General features: G+C 54.8%; 23 protein-coding genes and 2 tRNA genes. 11 read left to right on the top strand and 14 right to left on the bottom strand.

Features of this window, described 5'->3' with window-relative positions:
• Window positions 1–16: 16 nt before the first annotated feature.
• Entirely contained in the window at window positions 17–400 is a 384-nt protein-coding gene (locus tag KF784_14700) for an iron-sulfur cluster assembly accessory protein (protein MBX3120310.1), read from the top strand.
• Window positions 401–481: 81 nt separating this feature from the next.
• Here KF784_14700 and KF784_14695 read toward each other — a convergent pair whose 3' ends face one another.
• The 9 genes from KF784_14695 to KF784_14655 all read right to left on the bottom strand — a co-directional run bounded on the left by KF784_14695 (window position 482) and on the right by KF784_14655 (window position 9,743).
• Window positions 482–1,792 carry a S41 family peptidase gene (locus KF784_14695; GenBank protein ID MBX3120309.1) on the bottom strand — a complete coding sequence of 437 codons (1,311 nt, stop codon included), beginning with the start codon at window positions 1,790–1,792 and terminating at the stop codon, window positions 482–484.
• On the bottom strand, window positions 1,789–3,015 hold the full coding sequence (locus tag KF784_14690) for a hypothetical protein (protein ID MBX3120308.1): 1,227 nt from the start codon (window positions 3,013–3,015) through the stop codon (window positions 1,789–1,791). The genes KF784_14695 and KF784_14690 overlap by 4 nt, the downstream gene beginning before the upstream one ends.
• A gap of 132 nt (window positions 3,016–3,147) precedes the next feature.
• Window positions 3,148–5,961 carry a HEAT repeat domain-containing protein gene (locus KF784_14685; protein MBX3120307.1) on the bottom strand — a complete coding sequence of 938 codons (2,814 nt, stop codon included), beginning with the start codon at window positions 5,959–5,961 and terminating at the stop codon, window positions 3,148–3,150.
• Window positions 5,962–5,966: 5 nt separating this feature from the next.
• A complete protein-coding gene (locus KF784_14680) occupies window positions 5,967–6,812 on the bottom strand; it encodes an S-methyl-5'-thioadenosine phosphorylase (GenBank protein MBX3120306.1) in 846 nt (281 codons plus the stop codon).
• Window positions 6,813–6,831: 19 nt separating this feature from the next.
• Entirely contained in the window at window positions 6,832–7,695 is an 864-nt protein-coding gene (locus tag KF784_14675; protein ID MBX3120305.1) for an ABC transporter substrate-binding protein, read from the bottom strand.
• Window positions 7,696–7,789: 94 nt separating this feature from the next.
• Window positions 7,790–7,865, bottom strand: a tRNA-Trp gene (locus KF784_14670).
• Window positions 7,866–7,905: 40 nt separating this feature from the next.
• Complete coding sequence (locus KF784_14665) at window positions 7,906–8,349, bottom strand: hypothetical protein (GenBank protein MBX3120304.1); 444 nt, start codon at window positions 8,347–8,349, stop codon at window positions 7,906–7,908.
• Window positions 8,350–8,390: 41 nt separating this feature from the next.
• The gene (locus KF784_14660) at window positions 8,391–8,978 is read right to left on the bottom strand and encodes a GNAT family N-acetyltransferase (protein MBX3120303.1); all 588 of its coding nucleotides are present in this window, start codon (window positions 8,976–8,978) and stop codon (window positions 8,391–8,393) included.
• 51 nt (window positions 8,979–9,029) lie between these two features.
• Window positions 9,030–9,743: a redoxin domain-containing protein gene (locus tag KF784_14655; protein MBX3120302.1), complete on the bottom strand. Its 714-nt coding sequence runs from the start codon at window positions 9,741–9,743 to the stop codon at window positions 9,030–9,032.
• Window positions 9,744–9,870: 127 nt separating this feature from the next.
• Here KF784_14655 and KF784_14650 point away from each other — a divergent pair.
• The 6 genes from KF784_14650 to KF784_14625 all read left to right on the top strand — a co-directional run bounded on the left by KF784_14650 (window position 9,871) and on the right by KF784_14625 (window position 14,585).
• A tRNA-Gly gene (locus KF784_14650) sits at window positions 9,871–9,944 on the top strand.
• A 114-nt stretch (window positions 9,945–10,058) separates the two neighbouring features.
• Complete coding sequence (gene rpsR / locus KF784_14645) at window positions 10,059–10,634, top strand: 30S ribosomal protein S18 (GenBank protein MBX3120301.1); 576 nt, start codon at window positions 10,059–10,061, stop codon at window positions 10,632–10,634.
• A gap of 188 nt (window positions 10,635–10,822) precedes the next feature.
• The gene (gene dapB / locus KF784_14640; protein MBX3120300.1) at window positions 10,823–11,512 is read left to right on the top strand and encodes a 4-hydroxy-tetrahydrodipicolinate reductase; all 690 of its coding nucleotides are present in this window, start codon (window positions 10,823–10,825) and stop codon (window positions 11,510–11,512) included.
• A 184-nt stretch (window positions 11,513–11,696) separates the two neighbouring features.
• Window positions 11,697–12,578, top strand: coding sequence for a 4-hydroxy-tetrahydrodipicolinate synthase (gene dapA / locus KF784_14635; GenBank protein ID MBX3120299.1), 882 nt, complete (start codon window positions 11,697–11,699; stop codon window positions 12,576–12,578).
• Window positions 12,578–13,405, top strand: a complete 828-nt coding sequence (locus KF784_14630) for a 2,3,4,5-tetrahydropyridine-2,6-dicarboxylate N-succinyltransferase (GenBank protein MBX3120298.1) — start codon at window positions 12,578–12,580, stop codon at window positions 13,403–13,405. The genes dapA and KF784_14630 overlap by 1 nt, the downstream gene beginning before the upstream one ends.
• Window positions 13,406–13,613: 208 nt before the next feature.
• The gene (locus KF784_14625) at window positions 13,614–14,585 is read left to right on the top strand and encodes an ADP-ribosylglycohydrolase family protein (GenBank protein ID MBX3120297.1); all 972 of its coding nucleotides are present in this window, start codon (window positions 13,614–13,616) and stop codon (window positions 14,583–14,585) included.
• A gap of 166 nt (window positions 14,586–14,751) precedes the next feature.
• On the opposite strand, the gene KF784_14620 is transcribed toward KF784_14625, so the two are convergent.
• Both KF784_14620 and KF784_14615 read right to left on the bottom strand, forming a co-directional pair.
• Window positions 14,752–16,443, bottom strand: coding sequence for an SdpI family protein (locus KF784_14620; GenBank protein ID MBX3120296.1), 1,692 nt, complete (start codon window positions 16,441–16,443; stop codon window positions 14,752–14,754).
• Window positions 16,440–16,685 (bottom strand): helix-turn-helix transcriptional regulator, encoded by a 246-nt coding sequence (locus tag KF784_14615; protein MBX3120295.1) that lies wholly within the window; start codon window positions 16,683–16,685, stop codon window positions 16,440–16,442. The genes KF784_14620 and KF784_14615 overlap by 4 nt, the downstream gene beginning before the upstream one ends.
• Window positions 16,686–16,983: 298 nt before the next feature.
• Here KF784_14615 and KF784_14610 point away from each other — a divergent pair, with 298 nt between their 5' ends.
• From KF784_14610 to KF784_14595, 4 genes are all read left to right on the top strand, one after another.
• The gene (locus KF784_14610; GenBank protein ID MBX3120294.1) at window positions 16,984–17,283 is read left to right on the top strand and encodes a hypothetical protein; all 300 of its coding nucleotides are present in this window, start codon (window positions 16,984–16,986) and stop codon (window positions 17,281–17,283) included.
• A gap of 44 nt (window positions 17,284–17,327) precedes the next feature.
• Window positions 17,328–17,741, top strand: a complete 414-nt coding sequence (locus KF784_14605) for a four helix bundle protein (GenBank protein ID MBX3120293.1) — start codon at window positions 17,328–17,330, stop codon at window positions 17,739–17,741.
• Window positions 17,742–17,803: 62 nt separating this feature from the next.
• Window positions 17,804–18,805, top strand: a complete 1,002-nt coding sequence (locus tag KF784_14600; protein MBX3120292.1) for an isocitrate/isopropylmalate dehydrogenase family protein — start codon at window positions 17,804–17,806, stop codon at window positions 18,803–18,805.
• A 242-nt stretch (window positions 18,806–19,047) separates the two neighbouring features.
• Complete coding sequence (locus KF784_14595) at window positions 19,048–20,037, top strand: HD domain-containing protein (protein ID MBX3120291.1); 990 nt, start codon at window positions 19,048–19,050, stop codon at window positions 20,035–20,037.
• Here the strand turns inward: KF784_14595 and KF784_14590 are convergent.
• From KF784_14590 to KF784_14580, 3 genes are all read right to left on the bottom strand, one after another.
• Complete coding sequence (locus tag KF784_14590) at window positions 20,024–21,700, bottom strand: B12-binding domain-containing protein (protein MBX3120290.1); 1,677 nt, start codon at window positions 21,698–21,700, stop codon at window positions 20,024–20,026. The genes KF784_14595 and KF784_14590 overlap by 14 nt on opposite strands.
• 345 nt (window positions 21,701–22,045) lie before the next feature.
• Entirely contained in the window at window positions 22,046–23,134 is a 1,089-nt protein-coding gene (locus tag KF784_14585) for a serine hydrolase (protein MBX3120289.1), read from the bottom strand.
• Window positions 23,134–24,996, bottom strand: coding sequence for a hypothetical protein (locus KF784_14580; GenBank protein ID MBX3120288.1), 1,863 nt, complete (start codon window positions 24,994–24,996; stop codon window positions 23,134–23,136). The genes KF784_14585 and KF784_14580 overlap by 1 nt, the downstream gene beginning before the upstream one ends.
• Between the last annotated feature and the right edge of the window lie 313 nt (window positions 24,997–25,309).

Genomic DNA, 25,309 nt, shown 5'->3' with positions numbered 1-25,309 from the left:
TAAGGAGCTTGAATAATTGGCGATAACACTGACCCCCCGTGCCGTTACAGAACTGAAAGATCTTATCTCGACCCAGGAAAAAACTGACGCAGCTTTGCGAGTTTGGGTGGCCGGTGGCGGCTGCTCAGGACTGAGCTATGGCATGGCGCTCGATTCCGAGACGCCCGATGCCGAAGATCAAGTCTTCGAGCAGGACGGCATCAAAATCTTTATTGACGCCCTAAGCCTGAACTATATGGACGGTGCGTCGGTGGACTACGTCGACGAGCAGCTTGGCGGTGGATTCAAGATTGAGAATCCAAACGCTGTGTCGAGCTGTGGCTGTGGTTCATCCTTCAAGACCGAAGATTCCGAAGGCGCTGCCGCTGGTGGTTGCGGAAGCTGCGGCTGCAAGAGCTAACCCGCATATCGAATTAGGAAAGGCGGCTCCACGAGTATCGTGGAGCCGCTTTTTGCTTTGTGTCAGAAGTGTAGCGAGTTTCTAAGCCACCCGCGTGGTTGGCTCAAGCACCTCGGCGCTATTACGAAAAACCGACACTCCACCTAGTCGCTTTTGGATGACATCAACCGCCTTCTGCAACTGGCTGTCGGTTTTGAGGTTGCCATAGGTGGGATTCAGCTTGAGATCCAACGGCACTTCATAATCGGGCTGTAATCCACCCGAGATGTACTGCCCATCCTCGTCGAGCTTCCGTGCGATCTCGGCTTTGCCGGGAAGGATGTATTTCGCGATGGTGACTTTCGCACTGGAACCATCAGCAAGCGGGAAGACATTTTGCACCGAGGCTTTGCCGTATGTGTGCTCGCCAACAAGCGTGCCGAGCCGATAGTCTCGCAACACACCTGCGAAAATCTCAGCGGCGCTTGCCGAGTCTTCGTTGATCAGCACAACGATCGGATAGCGAATCGTATGCGCCTGACCGCTGAAGCTGCGCACAAGCTCTTCGCCGCCACCGCGCATTCGCACCGTAACCACAGGCTTGCTGCTGATGAAGTTGGAAAGGATCGCACGCACACTCTCGAGGAGTCCGCCCGGATTATCTCGTACATCCACGACCAAACCCTTAATATTAGATCGTTCAAGCTTGCTCAGCACAGTATTGAACTGCGCGCTTGTGGGCTCCGAGAACATGCTGATCGACATATAGCCAATCTCTGTCCCTGGCAGCACTTGACCCTCGACCGTCGGGGCGATCACCTGTCCGCGAGTTATTCGAATGGTAAGCGGCTTTTCCGTGCCCGTTCGCACCACTGTCAAGGTCACCACAGTTCCGATCTCTCCCCGAACGATCTGCACGACTTCATCAACCGGCATACCGTTAATCGGCTTTCCATCAACGTGCGTGATCAAGTCGTTCTGCTTCAGCCCAGCCCGTTTGGCAGGACCATCTTCAAAAACGCTCGGTACTTTCGCGCCCATCGGGTCAGGACCAAGTCTTGCCCCAATACCCCCAAACGCCCCTTTGGTGTCCTCGGCGAAATCCTTCGCCATCACCGGCTCCATGAAAACGGTATGCGGATCGCCAAGAGCGCTCATAAGGCCCGACATCCCAGCAAACTTCAGCTCCTTGGGGTCCACCTTGTGATAGAAATTCGCCAAGATGTGATCGTAACTGTCCTTGAAAACGTAAGCCGGACTCCCCGCTCCCGTGTTGCTGTCCATCCCAATGAGGCGAGCCAACGCATTTGAAGAAGGCAGCTCACGCGATTTGATGTCACGCCACGAATAGCCAAAGAGAAAGAGGACGAGGAAAAGCGCGAGCGCTCCAATGATCGTGCCGACAACTTTCACTTGCTCTCCCCCTTCGCGTTATAGCGGCCTATCGCCAGCGTGTACCCGCTACCGACCGGCAGCCTGATGACCTCGGTCGCAACGGGGTTGTTGCCCGTCGTACCCTCGATTGTTGCCTTGCCGCTGTTCTTCAACGCAAGAGCAAAAATTTCGGCGACGCCCTGAGTGCCCGCATCCACAAGTATCTTGAGCTTGGGCGGAGACTCCGTCCCCTCCTTAACGGTGAGCGCGATAGCGTCGGGCTCACCCTCTTTACTCAGAAAACCGTACGAGCCCTTCCCGCCGACAACTTCCAAGCATTTGCGCATTGTAGGGTAGTCGCCAGTGGCAACTCCGCGCAGGTCAAGTGTGGCCTCCGTCTTCCCATTGAGCGCTTCCCGAAGGTCTTTGTCCGTTCCGGGAACGAACCGAATCGCAATCGATCCGTCACTCCTTTGTTCAAAATTAGGCCTTGAACTTGTCGATTTTTGAATGGAAAGCGTCTCCGTGCCTCCGGGCGTCCGCCACAAAACTTTGATGGATCCCGTCGTTCCAGTGGTCAGTTTCTCACGAGCCCGCAACGGCGGCATGTTTGTATCAAGCTTGGTTCTGATCTCCTCTCTCAATTCGTTGAGTGACTCGGGGGGCATTTTCTTTTTGTTCACAAGGTCACGCGCTTCGTTCACCTTGTCTTGCAGACTTGGGTTCATCACCCAGATGTCATTGATACTATCGACCCAATAGCCCTGCTTCACTCCTGCGCGGTCGGCTGGACCTCCCGGCACCACACTCGAAACCATCAGTTTGGGGATTCCACCCTCGACCAATTCGCCGGTCTTCTCCGACTTCACCTGCTCGCGCACAAAGACAAGATCGACTCCGATGCCTTCATATTGACCCTTCAATTCGTTCAGATAGACGGGGAAGGTTTTCTCGTCGTAATAAACAGAATTCGTATCTCCCAATGAGCCGACCATGCCGCGGACTGCACCCGCAGCCAGCTTCATATCATCGTTCACCTTATCGACGTATTCACGCTTAATAAGATCGGTAAGCCGTGTGAAGTACTGCTCAGCCGGGATATCTGGCGAGTCCTCGCGAGAGACCAACGCTCCACTTCCGGCAAGGGTTGGGCGTGCAAAACCAAGGTCAAGCCGGTCACGCGTATGGATGCCAAAGATGACGGCTCCCGCACCGATGCAAACACCGAGGGTGACAAGCAGATTCTTTTGGTTTTCGGTCATAGGGTATCGATTCCCGATCTGGCGACGAGTGTGCCTGGTTCCATTGTCGGACATTTAAGACAACGTTCAGTATTCTATTCTACGTTCCAAAGACGCCCATACTGGGCTCTTCATCGCCGTTGTGCGGTGTAATTAGGCAAGTCCGCGCGCTTTTAACAGGCGCTGATAGGCAGCCTTAACCCGGGGATCGGTATCCGTGCTTGCGCTCTGCACGTCCTCAATTCGGAACGGATCGGGCATCTTAATGAACGCATCAAGCGCGGCTGCTCGCACTTCTGGGTCCACATCCGCGATGGCAAGGCGTAGGGCATCCCGTGCGGCCTCGATCGGGTGCTTCTCGATGTATTGAACCAGTCGCAAGCGAACGATGCGGCTGTCGTCACGAACGCCTTTATAGCCTTCGCTCATCTCCTTGGGCTTGCCAAATCGAATGAGTCCAATATTGCTCCACAGTCGAACCATATCGCTTGAATCGTTCACCGCGTTCCAAAGCAAACGTCGCATGATAACGTCCAGTGGAAGGGTTACACCCCGAACTACTGCCAGCCTCACCGATGGGTCCTCCTCTTGCAGAAACGCCATCGCTGCTACTGCCGGTTCGTTGTTCGGGAGCGATTGCAGCGCCTCAACCCCGGCCCGTCGCACCCTCCAGTCGTTGCTGGCATAAAGACGGTTGATGGTGCCCGCGAGCTTGGGGTCCTTCCGAGTGGCGAGCATCTTTGCCGCCGAGGCCTTGGTGAACTCAAACGGGCCATTCTCCAAAGCGCTGCCCAAGATCAGCCAAGCTTCTGGCGTATTCTGGAACGCAAGCGCCTTGATGGCAACATCGGCAATGCGAGTGCTGATAGAGCGAACCGCCTTGCCTAACGTGGCCTCTGACCCCGCTAACGTAAACCTTGTAAACACATTGCAGGCGTTAAGCCGCACCGTGTCATCGGTGTCCTCAAGGAGCTTGAGAAGGTTGGCTTGGGCCGTCGCGTCCGTCCAGTTTCGCGTCCGCAGGATGTAGGACAGCCGTGCAAGTGGGTTCGCATCCGTCGCGTTTGGATCGGGCAGTCCTGGCACGGCTTGAAGATCGTTTGCCGTAGCAGAAGCGCTCAGCGTGGGTTTTGCGATTCTCAGTGTTGCAGCAGGCTGGATCGGCTCGAAGCAAGACGTTCGAGGATCGGTTTCAATACGAATCTGAGTTATCCGGGAAAGGGTAGTCGCGTCGAGAATCTGGCGCAGGTCGATGCTGACCTTATTCCAATCGGTCTTGACCATCCCGGGCACGTACTTGGTGGGAATCCGTTCCGATCCGGCGGTTTCAACCGGTTCGGGCAGCGCCATAAACAGGGAGATCCTGGCCGATGGCCTGCTCGCCCCTTGTGTATAGAGTCCTATCGTCCACGGCTCAACCTCAGTTGCCCTCAAAGCCAAGTTCAGGAATGGATTGGCAACCAGGTCAATCTTTGCCCCAGCAGGAACCAGGTCGAGACGTGCGATCCATGGGTTCGGCTTAAGGTCAAGACGCCATACATCCCCATGTTCTGCGTCCTTCTCACGACTGGCGATTACGTTGCCAATCACCGGAACCTCAGCGGGTGGAGCCGCCACGACGTCGGGTCCAAAGCTGAACCCTGGCAGAGTGAGCAAGCTTACTTCGGGGAGGTTGTCACCGAACTTTGCCGTCTTAAAGACAACGTAGATGCGCTTGAAAACAGGATCGCCATAAAGGGCGAGCACACGAGCCTTCGCCGCGCTGGCAAAGTGGCTCCCGAAAAGGTCCGCAAAAGGAAGATCGACAAAAACGTACTGATCGGAGCCGTGCCCGAGCGTAAAGCTGGCTTGAGTATAGGGTTTCACGCCTACCTCATTCGACCAAGCCGAAGACAATCCGAGTGTACGGTTCAACTCAACGCGCCCCTGCAACCAAGGCAGATGGTCCAAAGGAGATGTTCGCACATCTGCCCAAGCTTTGCCCTCTGCTTGGTAAGTCTTAGTGGCGTGGGCAGCGTAATCGGCGGACTTGGGTTCTACTCGGCTCGTCAGCTTCCCCCATCCCCCAGGAGGCATAGCGTAGATCATCGCAGGAACGGGAGCCATCCCACGAACTCTCAGGGATTCCTCCGGGCCAAGAAAATCTGCGTCGGTGGGAGTCGCGTATCCATGCTTGGATAGCGCCGAAAGGACATCGCGGTTCCACAGGCTAAAGAGGTAAGCCGCCATCTCCTGCGCAGTCCCGCCACAGTCTGGACTGTAATAGGGGAGCGACCAGCTTGGAGAGTCGTTGACAACGGCCCTCGCCGTGTCTTGAACGAGCCCAGAGTGGATCACAAAAATCGAATCATACGGACCACGGTAAGCCCGATCTTCGGCGATGTATCCAGCGCCGTTGATCCTCGCCTCCAAATACTCTGTTAGAAAGGCCGAGCCGTAAGGCTTCGAGCCCGCATAGGCGTTCTCGGGGGCGGAATCGGCGTCGATCTGCAACTCAATCTGCGGTCGAAGGGCGCCATCGGTGGTCGTTTCAATCAAAGCCGCCAGGAGAGAAAGGGCAGAAAGGGTTCGCTGAAGCTGGGGGCTTTCCAAGCTTCCCTGACGTGCGCGCAGCATCCCATCGGCGTGCGTCTCCAAGAGGTCAGATCGTGTAAGAACAAATGCCTTGATGCGCCAAGCCGGATTAGAGGGCGATTGTCTTGCCTTTGCTTTTTGAGCGCGCTCGGCAAAGTCGGACCAAGAACCGTTGCCACGAACCCGAGCAACCACTCGCCCCTGCCCATCCACGACGTATGTGTCCTCGCCAAACTTCACGCTCGTGCCCAGGAGTTCCGTCTTCGAAGTCGGAATCACTTCGGCAGCAACCGCTCTCGACGCTCCGATGTCGTAAAACCCAAGTCCTATCGGGGCAGCGGTGTCTTGCCCGAGGGCAGCAAGTGAAAGCGTCGCAAGGACGGCAGTAAGCATAAGCGTTAATCCAGCAGTTCGTAGAGTCGAATGTCGTCGTCGGTGGCGGCGTGGCCGTCGCCCCGGCTGTAGGTTAGGCCATCGCGCGCCCCTAATCCTGAAAGGTCGGCAGGCATCTTCTGAATCAAGGTCATCACCACCTGCTTGGCCTTCTCCGCGTTCGACTTAAAGACCTCAAGTACGTCATGCGCGGTTACGGCCTCATGGCCCGTGAACGCCCCGCTGTCGTAGTCGGTGATGAGTGCGATGTTCACAACCGCCATTCCAAGCTCTCGGCAGAGGTAAGCCTCGGGATACTGGGTCATGTTAATGACCTGCCATCCGGCATCGTGGAACCAGCGGCTTTCGGCCTTGGTGGAGAATCTCGGGCCCTGGATCACCACAACCGTGCCCGACTCATGACACTTGATCCCATGCTGCTTGATCGACTCAATAGCAAGCTTGCGAAGGACAGGGTCATAGGTTTCGGCCGGCGATATGTGCGTGACGATGGGGCCATCGTAAAAGGTGTCGATTCGGCCCGTCGTTCGGTCGACGAACTGATCGCAGACGACAAAGCTTCCTGGTGCCACATTAGGCTGAAGCGAACCAGCCGCACAAGGGCTGATGATGGCCTGCACTCCCAAAGACCGCATCGCCCAAACGTTTGCGCGGTAGTTGATCTTATGGGGGGGAATGGTGTGGCTTCTTCCATGCCGGGGCAAGAAAGCCACTTTGCGACCATGAACTGTCGCCAGCATCAAAGAATCACTGGGAGGACCATAAGGGGTATCCACCTTAGCCTCACGAACATCCTCAAGCAGGCTATAAAAGCCAGACCCACCAAAAACACCAATCTCCGCTTTACTCATTCTTCCTCCATTCAACGTCTCAGTTCGATGTCTGTTTTCGCATCATGTCGATCATCTCGCCCATCACTCGATCGACACGGCCTCCCCGCCGAACAATAACGTCTGCATTGAACGAGAAAACGCGCTTGTTCTTGATCGCCGAAATACTTTGTAGCCGTGGGTCCTTCGTCAGGGCCGTGGCGTCACCACCCGAAAAGATCACATCGGGGTTGAGCGAAACAAGCTCTTCGATATTTGCCGGCATGAAGGCTGTGCCTTTCGGACCAACGACGTCGGCTCCGCAGTTTCTCACCATGTCCGCCTGGAAGGATTCACTCCCCGCCACAAAGTGCTCCGACCCTTGCCCCGGCAATATGATTGCTGCCTTAGGCTTAGGCTCGATAGGCACGCGTCCGCGCTCCTGTGCGCGCTGCATGGCGATCACATAATCGTTCGCGTGCGACTCCGAGCTTGTCATGGAGGCGAGCTTATACAACTCGGTATAGAAATCCTCCAGCGTATTCGCCTTAAACCCAAAGGTGCGGATATTCAGATCGCTAAACTTCTGAATGTCTTGATCGGAAAACAGGGCGGCGTCATAAACAACCAGGTCAGGCCGCAGACTTGCGATGGCCTCGTAGTTGGGCTTGATGCCGTTCATCACCATCATAGGAGGTGGAATCATCTGCTTGATGCTCGGAGGCCAGTTGCAACTCTCCGTCACGCCGATCATCGTGACGTTGATCAGCTTTGCGCCTGTAATCTCCGTCGTGCTCGGGCTCAGACTGACGATCTGCTTCGCCGGGCTTTCATTCGGCTTTCCGCCAATGATCGGATCGTTTGAACCGCAGCCTGCGATTAGCGCGAAAAGAGGGACAGCCAACAACCAACGGGTGAACCGCATGCCCCTAATTTTGGCGCATCGCGAAGTAAGAATGCTCAGTGTCATAAAGCGTGGCAACGCTGAAAACCAAGCGGGAAGTTCCGAAAAAGGGAAGTGGCAGGGGCGACAGGATTCGAACCCGCGACCTATGGTTTTGGAGACCATTGCTCTACCAGCTGAGCTACACCCCTGCGAGGGTGACCGATTTTACCTCACCGACCTCTGAGCGTCCTAGTCTCGTGGCCCTTCTTGAATCGGATTCTGGCGAAGATGCACAATCAACGTCTCGCCCCCAAGAATCTCCTCGCCACTCTCACGGTGAAGCACCACATCAAAACGGTAGACCCCGTGTCGCTCAAAAAGGATGGGTCGATCCCACGGTACGTTCAGCGACACAAAGGTACGGTAAGGGATCGGGTCCCGCGAAGGCGGAAGCTCCAGCATCAAGACGTTCTGCGCAAGTACGCGTCCATCCTCGTCGATCAGCCTTACGTCCAGACGGTAGTCATTGCCATGCTCAATCGGGTCGCTTTCAAGCTCCAGAGCCAGAAATGAGGGATCGAGACCTGTCGGGAAGCTGACGGTCTCCATATGGCTGAAAATCCCGACAAGTACCGGACTCCCGCTGGCAAGGCGGTCGGCGAATTGGCACAGCTTACAGAGCGTCAGGCGCATGATTGCAGTTTACAGCGAGCGCTGGCAAACCCAAGTCGGCACTATCGCTCCAAGAATCCTAGCAGACGCTCTTTAACCGATGGCCAATCCTGATTGGTGATCGCAAACATCGCCGTGTTGCGAACAAAACCGTCATGCCGCGTTTGATAGTTCCGCAGAATCCCCTCAAACTGTGCCCCGATCCTCAAGATCGCCGTACGCGATGGCTGATTGCGCTCATCCGTCTTCAATTCCACACGGACAGCCCCAAGCTCTTCAAAAGCATGCTGCAAGAGCATCAGCTTGCACTCGGTGTTCAGCGCCGTTCGACGGTGATCTTTGGCGTACCATGTCCAACCAATTTCCAACCCCCTTTCGGCATGACGAATACTCATGTATCTCGTGGCTCCCACAACCTTGCCCGTATCGCGAAGCTGGACCACAAAGGGGACTTGGTGTCCCTCGGCTTGTGCCTTCAACGCCGTCCGAACGATGCTCTCCATTTCGCCCACGGTTTCCGGCTGTTTGACAAGCATCCATCGCCAGATCGCCTCATCCTGAGCAATCTCAAAGAGCGCGTCGGTGTGGTCAAGGTCAAGAGGGGCCAAGATCGCCGTCTGGCCTTTGAGGGTAACGGGTAGCGGCTTCATGGGTTTGGGTCTGTGATCGATAAGGTCATCACGGCGGAGTTTCAATCAGCGTCAGTTCGATAATTCAGGGTCTAGCTTTTTGACCTCTTCGGTCGCTTCGCCAAAATAGATGTTGCATCCAGAACTGTATTTCACAGGAGCATAAGCCGCGTCAAAAGGCGTGCCTGCAAAGCCCGTCAGCTCCGAAAGCTTGCTGTCCAATTCCATCAGCATCGCCTGAGAGTAGCCAGGCCAAATCTTCTCAATCGTCTTGTCAGACCGCAAAAGGACCGTATAAACCGAATTCTCAAGTCCGTACGCTTTGCACACCTTGCCATCTTCATCGACCAGAATCGGAAACTTCACCGAGTGATCCTTTGTCCATTGGTCTATGCGAGCCGGCCCTTGCGTAAACAGTCCAACGAAGTTCGCTTTTCCGTCAAACTTTTTCGCCATTGCATTGAAGAGGGGCTGAGAGTCGGTCGTACATGGGCAGCCTTCGAGCACGGCAATCAGGACGGTAGGTCCGCTCTTCGTAAGGCTATCCAGCGAATACTCAACACCGGCAACGTCCTTGAGCTTGAAGTCGGGAGCGGCTTTGCGAGTGTATTCTTCGCTGACCTTCACCATCTTCTCGGTTACAGGGTGGCGTGGTGTGGACTCGGCGAGCGTCGTTTCGGCGATCTCTTCCTTCGGTACGCGCTTGATCGTTCCCGTGGTAACGAGAAATAGCGTGACTGCGCCGATGGCGAAGACCGCAAAGGCCAAGAGTTTGGCGACCTTCATAAACTTGAGTGTATTCAGATTTGCGAAGCTCGTGCAGGTGACCTACCATAAGCTAGGGCCTATGTCCAGGTGAATTCTTTGGGCATGAACTTCCCAATTCCTGCCTGGTATAATCTGCTTCGCGTTTGCGGGCATAGCTTAGTGGTAAAGCTCCAGCCTTCCAAGCTGATTATGCGGGTTCGATTCCCGCTGCCCGCTCCAGAAAACCCTTCCGGCTCCCTGGACCGGAACATCGCGACGAGCCGAAAACGACGGCGGCGTAGCGAATACAAGAGGTTTTGAACGAATATGAGCGAATATACATCCGACGCGGGTATGGACCGCGATAAGGACCTTGGCGCTGGTGGCGGAGAGCCAAAAGCCCGCGGCAAAAAGCGCCGAAAGGTCAGCATTCTCACTCGCGAGAAGATTTATGATGTCGACTACAAGGACATCGCGCTGCTTCGCCGCTTCCTGAATGATCGCGGCAAGATTCTTCCGATGCGCCAAACCGGCACAACCGCCAAGCAGCAGCGCATGATCGCTTCGGCAATCCGACGCGCTCGCGAACTGGCTCTCCTGCCCTACATCATGGCGGACATGACTCCTGGTCGAGACATGGGTTACCGACGAGATCGGCGAGATCGTGGCGACCGAGGAGATAGGGGCGGAGATCGCGGAGATCGTGGCGAAAATCGCGATCCGAATGCAGAGCGAGCACAAAAGCTCGAAGCTGTAGCCAAGACGGCTGAAGCCGCCGCGCCCGCAGAAGCAGCAGCTCCCGCATCCGAAGCAGAGGCTCCGGCAAAGGAAGCCAAGCCCAAGAAGGCTAAGGCTGCTCCCGCTGAGGAAGCTCCGGCAGCTGAGGCGCCCGCCGCAGAAGCGCCTGCTGCAACCGAATCCGCAGAGTAATTTCAATTGCGAAACGCTAACGGCGATCGGCTATCTTCGGACAGCCGGTCGCCGATTGCTTTCTAGAGATCAGAAATCGGAAATCGGAAATCGGATTTCTTGCGTTTGTGATGCAGAGTGGCGGATCATTCTTTCTCTGATCTCTGATCTCTGATCACACATCCCCTTTCTCTGATAAACTCCACCGCATGCGCATTGCCATCATCGGCTACGGCCGCATGGGCCAAATGATTGAGAAACACGCCACTGCGCGTGGGCATGAGATCACCCTCAAGCTCGATCATCACAACAACGCAAATCAAAGCGGCATCACGCCCGCCTCCTTTGCCAACGTGGACGTCGCCATCGACTTCTCCCTGCCCGACCAGGCGCTGGCGAATATCCAAGCCGTCGCTGCAACGGGCAAACCATTGGTAGTGGGGACCACTGGTTGGCTAGAGAGCCTAGCCGAAGTGAAGGGTATCGTCGAACGGTCCGGGATTGGATTCGTATGGAGCCCTAATTTTTCTATCGGCGTCCAAGCGTTCTTCAGGATCGTCAGCGAAGCGGCAAAACTGATGTCTCAGCAGCCCGAATACGAAGCCTGGGCGTACGAAATTCACCACTCAAAAAAGCTCGATGCCCCCTCAGGGACCCTGCTGAAACTCATCGACGCAATGAAGGAATCGGGCTACAGCTCTAAAATTGACGTCTCATCGAATAGGGCCGGGAATATCCCCGGAACCCACGAGATCGGCTTTGATTCGTTAGCCGACACAATCACCCTCAAGCACCAAGCTCGCAGTCGCGATGGCTTTGCACTCGGAGCCGTTCATGCCGCCGAGTGGGTTGTCGGTAAGTCCGGGTTTTATGAATTCGGCGAGACGCTTTGGAAGTGAGGCATTGGATGTCGGGCCTGTCGCATGTTTTCTGTGTGACAATACAGGTCCGATAAGTCCTATATGTCCAATGATCCATATCCAGGACTGACGCCCAACGCCCTAACGCATCAGCGCCCAAAGTGTAAACTCCTTTTGAGCCCCAAACCGAACCTTCGGTCCAAGGTCAACCCAGGAGAAGAAAATGACTAAATTTCGCGGCTGTGCAAGCGCTATCGTTACACCGTTCCGAGCCGACGGCTCGCTCGACGAAGCCACCCTGCGCAAGCTCGTAAAACGTCAGATTGACTCCGGGATGGATTTCGTCGTCCCCTGCGGCACCACCGGCGAAAGCCCGACCCTCACCCACCAAGAGCACCTTCGAGTCGTCGAAATCACGGTAGAGGAGTGCAACGGGAAGGTTCCAGTACTCGGGGGAGCAGGCGGCTACAACACCGCCGAAGTGATCAGCCTTGCCAATGAGCTGAAGAGAATTGGAGTGGACGGCATTCTTTCTGTCACCCCCTACTACAACAAGCCGACCCAGGAAGGTCTCTACGCCCACTATAAAGCGATTGCCGAGGGTGTCGATCTTCCCATCGTGCTCTACAGCGTCCAGTCCCGAACGGGCGTGAACATTGAAGCCCCGACCGTGCTTAAGCTCGCCGAGATTCCAAACATCGTCGCGATCAAGGAGGCTTCCGCAAACATCGGGCAAATCGCCACCATTTGCGCCGAGCGGCCCGAAGGTTTCGGCGTTCTTTCTGGCGATGACGCAATCACGCTGGCGATGATCGGTCACGGCGCGGAAGGACTCGTCTCGGTGGCTGGCAACGAGATTCCTAAGGAGATGGCAGACCTCGTTCACCTCGCGCTTGCCGGAGACTTTGCCGGAGCAAGAGCCATCCAGAAGAAGTTCATCTTGCTTATGAACGTGAACTTTGCCGAAGCCAGCCCTGGCCCGGTCAAGTACGTGATGTCGAAGATGGGTCTGCTGGAGCCTGTTATCCGGCTCCCGCTCGTTCTGCCTCGGCCCGATACTCGGGCCAAGCTCGATGCGGTGATGGCGCAGGTGGGAATCGGCTGATGCAGACTGAGATCGAATCGCTTTTCGACAATCCGCCGTCGGCCTATACCGCCGAGCATCGTGCCCTCTTTGATGCCTTCCTCGCCGAACTTAACGCGGGCAAAGTGCGCTCGGCTGAGCCGGATGCAGGTTCGCCGACCGGATGGAAGGTCAATGCTTGGGTGAAGAAGGGGATCCTTTGCGGGTTTCGTATGGGCGGACTCGTCGCCTTCGACGTTCCCGGACAGCCTTTCTTCGACAAAGACACCTATCCGCTCAAGCCTCTGACCGTCGAAGATCGAGTGCGCGTGGTTCCCGGCGGGTCGAGCATCCGCACGGGCTCCTACGTCGCCCCCAGCGTGACCTGCATGCCGCCGATGTATGTGAACGTCGGCGCGTACGTGGACGAGGGCACGATGATCGACAGCCACGCGCTGGTGGGAAGCTGTGCCCAGATCGGCAGACGTGTCCACCTCTCGGCTGCCGCCCAGATCGGGGGAGTATTGGAGCCAATTGGCGCATTGCCCGTAATCATTGAGGACGACGTCCTTGTCGGGGGCAACTGCGGCGTGTACGAAGGGACCGTTGTGAAGCGGGGGGCCGTGCTGGGCACGGGCACGATCCTGAACCAATCGACGCCGGTTTACGACCTGGTGAACGAGACCGTGATCTCGGCCAAAGAGGGTCCGTTGGTTATCCCAGAGAATGCCGTCGTGGTCGCCGGTTCACGGGCGATTCAACGAGGAATTGGTAAGGATTGGGGCTTGAGCTTATACACACCGGTCATCGTGAAATACAAAGACGAGAAGACGGCAGGGAAGATTCAGCTGGAAGATTTACTTCGTTAACTTTGGGAGTGCGCGAATTTATTCGCGCACTCCCAATGCTCCAAACGCGCAGTCGAAGGCTTCAATTGTCATCCCCCGTCGCTTGCGATGGAGGGTCTTGCAGAGAGCTTCCGCTCCTGTATCAAGCTCTCACACTGAGGTTGAATTGAGAGAGGCAACACCCCGCGCCTGAACCCTTTGACAGTAGCTACCGTCCACTCTCACAACCGTGACCGAGGCCACAACCCACCAAATCCGAATCCTGAATTGCCTCCTCGGAACAGCCATCGGAGATTCGCTCGGGCTTCCGTTCGAAGGCCTCTCCCCTATCCGGGCTGCCAAGCTCTTCAAGGGTCCTCTGCGCCACAGACTGTACTTGAACAGGGGCATGGTCAGCGACGATACCGAGCACGCGCTCATCACTTATGTCGCCTTGCGCGACTCCGATGGCGACGTCGAGGAGTTCGAAAGACTGCTTGCCAAGGGATTGAGAGGGTGGTTCCTGGCGATCCCACCGGGCATTGGCATCAGCACGGCTAAGGCGTGCCTGAGGCTTTGCTTCGGGATTTCGCAGAAGCGATCGGGAGTCTATTCCGCGGGGAATGGCCCGCTCATGCGAGCCCCGATCATTGGCGCGTTCTTTGCCGATGACGCAGACAAGGCCATGGCCTTTGCCAAGGCTTCGGCAAGAATCACGCACACCCATCCCCTTGCTGAGCAGGGTGCCGCCCTCGTCGCCCTCGCAACGTTTGGCTCCGCCCAAAGTGATCCCATTAGGTTCAAAAAACTCGTGAAGGATCTACCACTTGATCCCATTTGGGGAGACCCCCTCCAGCCTCCTAAAGTCCATCCCAAAGGAGTCGGACGATTTGTGGTTGACACTGCCAAGGCTGCGCTCAGCGTCTGGCAGGAGCACCCGTCCGATCTCGACAGTGCGATTGATCAAGCGATAAGAATGGGAGGCGATTCCGACACCACGGCAGCAGTCGTGGGTGGCATTGTCGGCGCACATCCGCAAGGAAAGGTCAATGAGCAATGGCTGAAGGCACTAAGGGATTGGTCAGGCAGGCCGGCAAGACTCCAACGGATCGTGATTGAAGGCGGGCGAACCATCTCGTACCCGGCCCAACTCCTGCGCAACGGCCTGTTGTTGGGATTGGCCTTGGGACACGGATTCAGGCGGATGCTCCCACCATACTAATTGTTTGATTGCCTCCAAACGCACAGTCGAAGGCCTCGATTGTCATCCCTCCGTCGCTTGCGATGGAGGGTCTTGCCGGAGAGATCCGGGACCTTCATACTCCCAGAACGAAGGCTTAATCCGACGCAAAAAAGCCTCCAGACGACGCATCAAGAGACAGCGCACTCTAACCCCGAATATGCCCCTCCAACCACTTCGTCATCGCATTTAGAGCCTCCTGAACAACTGGGCCCGTCGTCGAGTTATCCGTTAGACCCGTGACTTGTTTGTACATGTGGCTTGCCTTCGGCACGATGAAGAGTTCGCAAGTACCCTTGGTGCGCTTGTTGTAGGCTTCTACCAACAGCTGCGCGTCCTTAGTGGGAGAGATTTGGGAATCGAACTCTCCGTTCATGACGAACACATCGCCGTCGTACGCAGCGGCAAACGATGTGGGCTCAATTGTAAAGTACGAACGAAGAAGCTTCACGGTAGCCCGATTAAAGAGGGTATCAAGGCCAGGTGGTGCATTGTCGGCTGGCAGCGTCCCGTCTTTGCGAATCTGAGCAATGGCTCTTCGCGAGTAGTCGAGATACTGCTCGCGCGTGGCAAGGTCAGGAATCTGAAGCCCGAGTTGCAATTCCAACTGGTCCATCATCGCAATATCAATCCTGCGCCCTGGGCCCGCGAGTAGCATAATGCCTTTTGGCGCCTCTTGGGTCTTGGCAAGATCGTGAGCGATCTGGGCCGTGATCAAGCCGCCTTCACTATGCCCAGCGATAACAACTCTGCTTGTGTCCACACCCTCTTGCTTCCGAAGCAGCCGATATCCCTCGATCGCATCGCCGATGAAGTTCTCCCACACCATTAGATCGGCCATGCCTTCAACCGTCTTTGGATATTGAGACGCATAGCTCGATGGGACTGAGCGCTTGTCGAACCGGAATACGGCATACCCTTGCTGGACAAGGTGAACAGCGATCTCTTTATACGTGTTGGTGACGTACGCAGTGCCCACGTTGCCATCACGGTCCGGCGCTCCTGAGCCCGGCAACAGCAAGACTGCAGCAACCTTCTTCTCGCCACTAACCTTGGGCATAAAGAGCGTGCCTTTGAGTTCGAATCCACCTGCTCCCTTAAAGCTCAGCTCTTTCGATTCGTAGCTTGGAGTCTGAGAATGCGCTTGCACCGATAGCCCAGCGCATAGCAGCAAAACAACAGCTGTCATCGTGGACTTGTTAGGTGGGTTCATTTGGCGATAAATGATGAGCGAGTACAGAACGGGATACAAAGCCGCCGTGATCATGATCGCAAAGACCAACGCTAAGCTGACGCCAGAAAGGGCCAAGACTGTGGAGATCGCACCGACAGCCGTCCACAACCGGCCTGCAAATCGGTGAGTCTTGTTCCAAACCTCATCGCTGGCTAGGGTCCAGGGCGTGCGCACACCCACCCAGAAGTTCTTTCTGATCTTGCCCATCCAGTTGCCGATAATCGCAAAAAACAGCATCAGCCCCCCGATCAGATAGCGGCCAAAGTCAACCTTCGGATTGAGCCCAGCTTGGAGCATCGCGATGGTGAGATAGCCCGCGAGGGCCATGACGCTGATCGTGATAATGTTCAACGTTTTTCGCCAGGAATCAACTTCATATCCTTTCGGAGATAAGAAGCTAAGCACCTGTAGAAGAAGTGGAATGCCCACCATCATGCCCAGCATAAAAAGGCACGCTTGCCCTTTTTCAGACCAGTCGTCTGGCTGGCCCGTGATCCCCCAATGAGTAGGAATCTCCGCAGGCAATTTAGGAAAAACGACGGCTGTATATGCCCCCACTCCAGCAAAGAGCAGAGCAGCCAGAATCCAGGCAGTACGATTGTTCATTCGATTACGGTCTCCTGAGTAGTGTCCAATTGTTCTGTATCAAACTTAAATATATCCATGAATACTGTCATGAGGTCTTGAAAGGCAGTGGTGTTCAGCGAGTACAAAATTTGCTGACCGTTCCGTCTAGTGAAAACGAGGTCGGCCTCCTTCAAGATATTAAAGTGATGCGACATTGATGGCGCCGTGATATCAAAATGCTTGGCGATGTCGCCAGCGGTCATTTCGTTGCCGTTCAGCATCCGGAGGATCTTTCTCCGGGTGGGATCGGCCAGCGCTTTGAATGCTCCTTCTTTCAAATTCCCTCTTTAGATATTTAGACAAATATCTAAATATATATTAGCCGGATTTTCTCCTAGGCATAGGACTTTTTGTAAAAACAGCGAGTTCTTGATCTCTTGACGTGGCGTGGGTGGTCCCGCCCATGCCACCCACAAAGCCGAACGCAGAGACGCCTCAGCATCAAAACAGGCCCGTCCTTCATAATTCAACTGGATTTCCCCCCGGACGCTTTGATGCCGGGGAAGAAGGACACAACCTATGAACCTCCACGGAGTCGACATCTATATATGGAGTTCGGATATGCCGGACGTGCCGAAGGAATTCGGCAGCTTTAAACTTACGATGATCACCGACCGCGGCACCCGAGTGTGGCCGCCCCCTGCCCCGGAGATCGCCCCGTCTGATTGGCCGCGCTGCCGTTACGAAAGCGATGCCGAAGCGACCGATGCCGACGTTGACGCGTTGGTGAAAAAGGTCAGCGAGCTTGGATTGGTCTGGACAAAATGCCAGAAGCTGTACAGGCAGGACGGGAACAACCTGTATTCGGCGGCCTATTAAGAGGGAGCGATCGGCTATCAGCAATCTGCAATCGGGAACGGGCTATGGCTAAGACTTTTCGTGAACTCAAGGTTTGGCAATTGGCAGTGCAGTTTGCATCGTCGATCTACGAACTGAGTCGGACGTTTCCAAAGGACGAGTCTTTTGGAATGACTTCACAGATTCGCCGTGCAGCCGTTTCCGTTTCATCAAACATTGCCGAGGGCTGGGGCAGAAACAGGAGCACAGAGTTTGCGCGATTTCTTGAGATCGCTCTTGGCTCCTTACGCGAGTGCGAGAGTCTTCTTGAAGTCGCGCTTGAAGTTGGAATCACAACGCATGAGTCGGTTGAGTCACTGAAGAAGCAGGCCGATGACCTCGGACGTGCACTCTACATGCTTCACAAAGAAACGAGCCTGCAGGCAGCAAACCGAATCGTTCGCGAAGAAATCGCTGAATATGGATCAAACGAAAGCTAATAGATCGCCGATGGCTGATCGCTGTAGCAACATTTAACCAACGAAATCTAAGGAATTGAATAATGTCACACAAAGTTTGTTTAGTACGCGGAGATGGCACTGGACCAGAGCTGGTCGCTGCCGTGGAGAAGATTATCGCTACTGCCGGAGTAGATATCGACTGGATCGATGTCGAAGCCGGCCTAAAATGCGTTGAGGCTGGGAAGCCGATCGTCCCTGAAGAGACGATCAACAAGATCAAAGAGGTTGGGATCGCCCTCAAGGGCCCGATGACCACCCCGATCGGAAAGGGAAGCGTCAGCCCGAACGTCACACTCCGCAAGAGGCTCGACCTCTATGCCTGTGTACGTCCTGTTCGCGTCCTTCCCGGTGTGAATACGCCGTTCGAAGGGCTGGATCTTGTGATCTTCCGTGAGAACACCGAAGACCTGTACGCACAGATCGAATACATGGCAACCCCCCACGTCGCCCACTCGGTGAAGATCATCTCCGACGCAGGGACCGAGCGCATCGCTCGAGCTGCGTTTGAGTACGCAAGAAAGCACGGACGCAAGAAGGTTACGGCGGTCCATAAAGCCAATATCATGAAGGTCGCTGATGGACTCTTCCTGAGAACGTGCGAGGCCGTGGCAAAGGATTATCCAGACATCGAGTTCAGCGACGTGATTGTCGATAACATGTGCATGCAGCTCGTCACCCGCTGGAAGAACTACGACGTACTGGTCACCCTAAACCTGTATGGCGATATCATCAGCGACCTTTGTGCAGGCATGATGGGCGGGCTCGGCGTTGCTCCTGGCGCGAACTACGGCACAGGGTGCTCTCTGTTCGAGGCTGTTCATGGCTCGGCGCCAAAGTACGCGGGCATGGATAAGGTCAACCCTACTGCGCTGCTCCTTAGCGCAACCATGATGCTTGATGCATTGGGCGAATCCAAAGCCCGTCAAGATATCGAAGGCGCGCTTGAAGCAACCCTTAAAAAGGGAATCAAGACTTACGACATCGGCGGAAGTGCAAAGCTTTCTGAATTTGCCGATGCTCTTTGCAGCGAGCTAAGGGCATAACAGCCACCTTCTGCAACCACTAAAATCCTGGCTTGACCCTTCCAGGATTTTAGTGTCCTTTCCTATAAGAATCCGTCTCTATTTGGCTATCTGACTGGCTCAGCATGCCTAAATCCCCAGCAATTCTCCAAGGAATCAACGAAATCTTGCGCAAATTTTGCGCCTAGGTTGGTCAAACGGCAAAATTGCTTGTACGATGATTGAACTTGTAGTGGTTACCGCCCATTGGGGAGAGATGGTTTATGGCGGCATTAGTTAAAGAAGACCAGATAAGGAAGAGACGGCAGTACCGTGACGCGATCCGGCCGATGGTCGTCAAGCAGGCCATTGTTTTCGTGGTCGTGCTTCTCGTTTTTCAGCAGATGCTCAATGCTGGTGGACCCCAGTGGAAAGCCAGTGTCGTAGCAGATCTCGTGACAGCTACGGTAGCCGCGATCATAGGTGCATTCGTGCTCTACCGCGTAGCTGTGGGCTCGTTCAAGCAATATACAACGGCTGTTAGTCAGCTTGAAGTTGCCGAGATAGACATCGTTGAGCGCCTTGCGAAGGCAGCAGAATTTCGTGACGACGCAACTGGTGGTCACGTTCAGCGGATGAGCAATTACTGCGGGTTGCTTGCCAAACTAGCCAACTTCTCCGAAAGAGATGTTGACCTCCTGATCCTTGCCAGCCAGATGCATGATATCGGGAAGATCGGAATTCCCGACCAAATCCTTCTCAAAGAAGGAAAGCTAACTCCGGAAGAACGTTTAATCATCGAATCTCACGTCGATATCGGAGCCAAGGTCCTCAAACACGGTGATACTCCGCTCGTGCAAATGGCGTACGAAGTCGTCCTTACTCATCACGAAAAATGGGACGGCACAGGTTATCCGAATCGACTTAAGGGCCTGGAGATTCCGATCACAGGTCGAATCGCCGCATTATGCGATGTCTTTGAGGCGCTCACATGCTCGAGGCCTTACAAGAGAGCCTGGTCGTTCCATGAGGCGACCAGGGAAATCGCTCAACAAAGCGGAAGGCATTTTGATCCACAACTCGTTGACATCTTCATGAACAATCTTGATCAGTTCAAAGAGATGTATGATAGGCACCTTCCTGATACCGAGCCCTGGAAAGCTGTTGTGACCGTTGAACAGACTGATGTGCCCGCAAGAGTTGCGGAGAACAAATTGAATGAGACGCTCGTTCTACACGATTTTAGCGATAAGGCACACGCTATCGAATATTAAAATACTTGGCTTCGGGGTGGTGTACGATAATCGCTGAAGTGGATTGCTCAGGGATCAGCATATACTCTTCACTTAGTTCAATGCCGATATCTTGAGGGTTAAGTAAATCCATCAAGATGCGCTGATCCTCAAGATTAGGACAAGCTGGGTATCCGAATGAGTACCGCGCTCCATGATATTTAGCCGAAAAGAGTAATCGTTTTTTGTCTGGCTCTTGGTCGTCGATGCCCATCTCTTTTCGTATCTGTTCATGCCAATACTCCGCCAGCGCCTCGGCAGTTTCAACTCCCATCCCATGAACATAAAGGTACTCCTGAAAATCGCCCTTTGCAAACAACTCGCGCTCATACTCCGAGACCTCCGAGCCCACCGTGACAATGTGAAAGCCAACAACATCCATCACGCCTGAATCGGTCGACTTGAAAAAGTCAGAAAGGCATTGGCGCCGGTCGATGGATTGACGCGGGAACCTAAATCGAGCTCGCTCACCCCTCTGATCTTCATCATAAATGATGAGGTCGTTCCCCTCCGATTGGCACCAGAAATATCCCCACTTGACCTTCGGCTTAATAATCCGAGCCAAGTCTCGCTGGAGCCTCTCAAAGGTGGGTTGAACATTGGCATCAAGCCATGCAGTAAATTCAGGATTCGCCATACCATCAGGCCGTTTAAACTGCCACTGGCCCCGGAATAAGGCAATAGGATTAATGTATTTGTAAAGTTCGAACATATCGAACTTTTCAAACTTTCGAGCGCCGTAAAATGGAAGCGAAGGGGGGATGATGTCGGTGGATACTTCACTCTTTACGCCATCAAAGACATAGAATCGCGCTTCTTGATCGGGTAGTCGATGAGACTTTACTCGTGGGATAAAGTCAGCATCTTCACTTGTTGACAACTCTGGAATCGGCGCATCTTGAATAGTCTCCATAAGGTGAAGACCTTCAAAAGCATCCTTAGCATAGTAAACGTTGCCCTGATAGATCGACCGTAAATCCTCTTCAACATACGCTCGGGTAAGCGCCGCACCCCCCAAGATCACAGGAATCCTGGTTAGCTTGCGCTCGTTCATTTCGATGAGGTTGTCCCGCATCACGAGCGTACTCTTGACGAGCAATCCGCTCAGTCCAATCACTTCACAGTTGTTGTCTTGGGCCTGTTGTAGGATGGTGTTGATCGGCTGCTTGATCCCAATGTTCACAACCCGGTAGCCATTGTTCGACAGGATGATATCGACAAGATTCTTGCCGATATCATGCACATCTCCGGCAACGGTGGCAAGCAGAATAGAGCCCTTCTCGCTCCCTTCCACACGCTCCATCAAGGGTTCCAGGTAGCGCACCGAGGCCTTCATCACTTCTGCGCTTTGCAAGACAAACGGGAGCTGCATCTTGCCTGCGCCAAAGAGTTCGCCGACAGTCTTCATGCCGTCGAGCAGGATGTTGTTGATGATATCCAGCGGCGTGTAGCTTTCCAATGCGTCGGCCAGGTGAGCCTCAAGGTTCTTCTTGATGCCGTCAACAATATGCTTTTTGAGCACGTCTTCGACGCTAAGGCCTTCAAACGGATCGACCGACGTATCGGTTGCCTTGACGTTCTCAAATCGAGCCATGAGCTCGATCAATGGGTCATAGCTGCACGTTCGATCGTTGGGTGTGTCCATACAGTGGTTTCGCCGAGATCAGAAATCAAATTTCCGAGATTTGATCTCAGCTCCCAAGAATTATATCGGTTTGGAGTTTGAACTTACCGTAAGCCAAAGGAAAGCAGGCCGGAGGGCTGTAAAAGCTAAGGATGTGCGTCGGATTGCGTATATGCCAGAAGTCATTTTGAAGACGCCGATATGTAATCCTTCTCTCCCTTGAGGGAGAGGCCTGTGAACGCAGTGAACTGGGTGAGGGTGAAGAAATCTCTGATAGAAGCTAGACCATCGCTCCCTTCAGGGAACCTTACGAGCGGGGAAAGGACCACTCCAACCGAGAGTTCTGCGGCCCCGTCCCAGCTTGGTTTATGCACCACAAACGACGTGCATCACGCAATCGTGAAATACACCCCGAAAGTCCAGCAGCTTCGTGTTTTCCGAAGTCGGATGCACTCGATTGCTCAACAGCACGGCAAACATCTCTGCCTCCGGGTCAATCCAGATCGACGTGCCAGTGTAGCCCGTATGCCCATAAGCTGTCGCATGCATCAGGGACCCCGCTGAAGCCACAACCTCCGCTTTCGTATCCCATCCCAAAGCCCTCGTGCTCTCAACCGATTGTCGCATCGTCCAGCTCTCAACCGTTGAAGGGCGAATCAGCTGCCTTCCGTTCATCTCCCCTCGGTTCAGCATCATCCGGGCAAACTCGGCAACATCCCGTACATGCCCAAACAGCCCTGCATTCCCAGATACTCCCCCAAGCATAAACGCCATCGGGTCGTGAACCCGCCCCTGAATGAACTCATCATGGTCGTTCTCATCCGGGTTCGGCCACCAAGACTTGCGCCAGTCGGGCGTGGTCTCGGTGGGGGCACAGAGCTCACGGTGCAGGGGTCGAAAGGTGAGGGAAGTCAGGCCTGCCGGTTCAAACAGATTCTTGAAGATGAAAGCATCCAACGACTCCACAGAAATCCTTTCGATTACCGATTGCAGCACCACAAACCCAAGGCAGATATAGACCGTCTCCGATCCAGGCTTCTTTTGAAGCGGAGCAGAAAGAACTACATTTCGCGCTTCGGCACTTGGGGAAAGAACCTCCTGATACGGCAAAGAGAGCGGCAGCCCAGAGTTATGAAGCAGGAGATGCTTCACCGAAACATCCTCCTTGCCCTCTCCACGAAACTCCGGCACGATCTCTGTGACGGGTTGGTCGAGGTCCAGCAAGCCTTGATCGAAAAGGATCATCGCCGCAGTCGTCGTAGCCATGACCTTTGTGAGCGAAGCAAGATCATAGACAGTCTCTTCCGTTACAAGAGGAGCATCGGGCCAGTAGCGCACGCGCCCGACTGTGCGTACTTCAAAGCCCGACGGATCGCCAACCGCGAACGCGCAGCCAGGAAATGTACCCCCGGCAGCTGCCCGCTCACAAAGTTCGACAACGGGAAGCAGACTCACTAATCGGCAACCTCAGCCTTAATGAGCTTGTGAGAGTCGTCCAGCGGCACAAAAAGCAGGCTGAGCAATCCTGGGATTGACATGAAGATCACTCCTATAAAGACGCCCGTATAGCCAAAGTTTGCTTGCAAGACCCCGCTGAGCACACCCGCAACGGCGATGCAAAGCGCCCCCATCCCAGTCCCGATGGCATAGTGGCTGGTCACATACTTGCCACGCTGGGCAACCCACATCAGATAGATCATATATCCGGCAAAACCGAAACCGTATCCAAACTGGTCGAGGAAAAGGGTCCCCCCGACGACGATGTTCAATGGCCCTATCCAAGGCACCTCGACGGAAGGCATCGGCAGCCAGCGGTAACTCAACGCGAGGTAAAGCAGATTCGGCACGTGCATCGCCAAAGCTAACGGAAGGAAAGACTTTCTTAGCCCGAGCTTGGAGACGGTGAGACCGCCGATGATGCCACCTAAGATGATTCCTCCAACGCCCAAAAGCCCGTTTAAGATGCCGAGCTGCTCGTTGGTGATGGCAAGCCCACCCTTGTCAATGGCATCTTTCAGGAAAAGTGGCGTGATCTTGGAGACCAACGCCTCGCCGAATCGATAGAAAAGGATGAAGAAGAAGATCGCCCCAAAGCCGGGCTGGGCGATGAAACTTCCAAGCGTCTTGCTAACCTCAGTCCCGGAAATGAGTCGCTTCCACGCATAAAGCCCACCAAGAAAGATAAAGCCACAGACGCAGAGTTGCGCCAGTTCCACGCTAACAGCGTTGAAGGGCAGTTGCTGCCCAATCACAAGGTTGTCCTGAGGGAGCATCCATCCCTTCTGCGGTCCGTTAGGGTCAGAGCCCGTAAGCGCCCACAACCCGTGCGCCGACAGCCGAACGACCGCGTTCAACAGAAAGTAACCACTCAGCCCCAGCCCGAGCATGTTGACCGTTCGGAGCGCATGGCGAGCGGTCTCAGCTGTATCGGAGCGATGCTCGATATCGGCAGCAGGGCGGGGAACCCGGAATCGGCAATAGATGTGCCCCAGCAGATAAACGCCATAGCCAATAAAAAGAACGAGGGTCCAGGCCGATGCAGGGTCGGTGCCTTTCACGGGTGGTGACTCGGTGCCGTCGGTAGGAAGGTTTCCGATAACGGTGCGCTCTTTCAGAGTCGTGGCGATCACGTCGCCCTTGCCATCAACCTCTAATTGGAAGGCACCAGCAGGAACGGTGATCGCAGGCTCGAACGGACCTCTTTCTTTGTCTGCAAGGACTCCGTCCCGAACCACCACTTTGGACTGGATGACGGGAGCGCTCTTATCGGGCCACCAAGCCACTGGCAACTCAGGCAGTCGCATCATTAAGCCAGCAACGAACACCAGAAGCGCCGCGCAGAACAGCCTGCCCAGCCTATAAAAGGTGCTCATAAACCCAGCCATTTGCGCTTGCTGAGTCCGGTTCATCGCCAAGAGCGAGAACCCATCCGTGGCGATGTTGGTGAGGGCCGACATCACAGCCGACAGCCCAAGGATTACGAGCGCGACAGAGAAAGCATTCGGAGTTTTGAGCACCAACGCAGTGCCGATCAAACCAACCGTGATGATCGCCTGACCGTTGAGAATCCAGGATCGTTTCGTGAAGTTCAGATCAACAAGCGGCCCGAAGAGCATCTGCATCGCCCACGGCAAAGCGATCAGTGAGGTCCAGCGGGTGATCGGCTCATTCGCCACGCCGAGGTCCTTAAAAATTACGGTGCTGACGTCTTGGACAATGGCAACCGGAATCGCCTGCAAGAAGTAAAGGACGGGGATAAACACCCAAGGGTTAAGCCGTGGCTGCGTCGGTTGGGTGGTTGCGAGCGGTTCGGACATGGCGCTGACATAAGACAGAATGGCGAAGTTTCTTCACCCCTCTGGCATGAAGCGCCTACTTTCTGCGTTAATTAAGGACGTGCGAAGACGTATTCACGGTGCTGAAAGCACAATCTCCAACCCCACGCCCGATCTTGCCCTCAACCGCGATCATGGTTTAACCAATGGTTCGGATTCTCAGCAGAACTTGAATAGAACTCCCCTCCCTTGTCAACTCTGGGGAGTTGATTCCGTATCTCAACAGTTTGTGTACAGCACCCCCCTCCCTCGTCAACTCCGAAGGATTGATGAGGGAGGGGCAGGGGAGGGAGAT

It is taken from the genome of Fimbriimonadaceae bacterium (assembly GCA_019638775.1).
GTDB lineage: Bacteria > Armatimonadota > Fimbriimonadia > Fimbriimonadales > Fimbriimonadaceae > JAHBTD01.
Note: the sequence above shows the minus strand (reverse complement) of the source record. Positions and strands in the feature narration are given on the sequence as shown.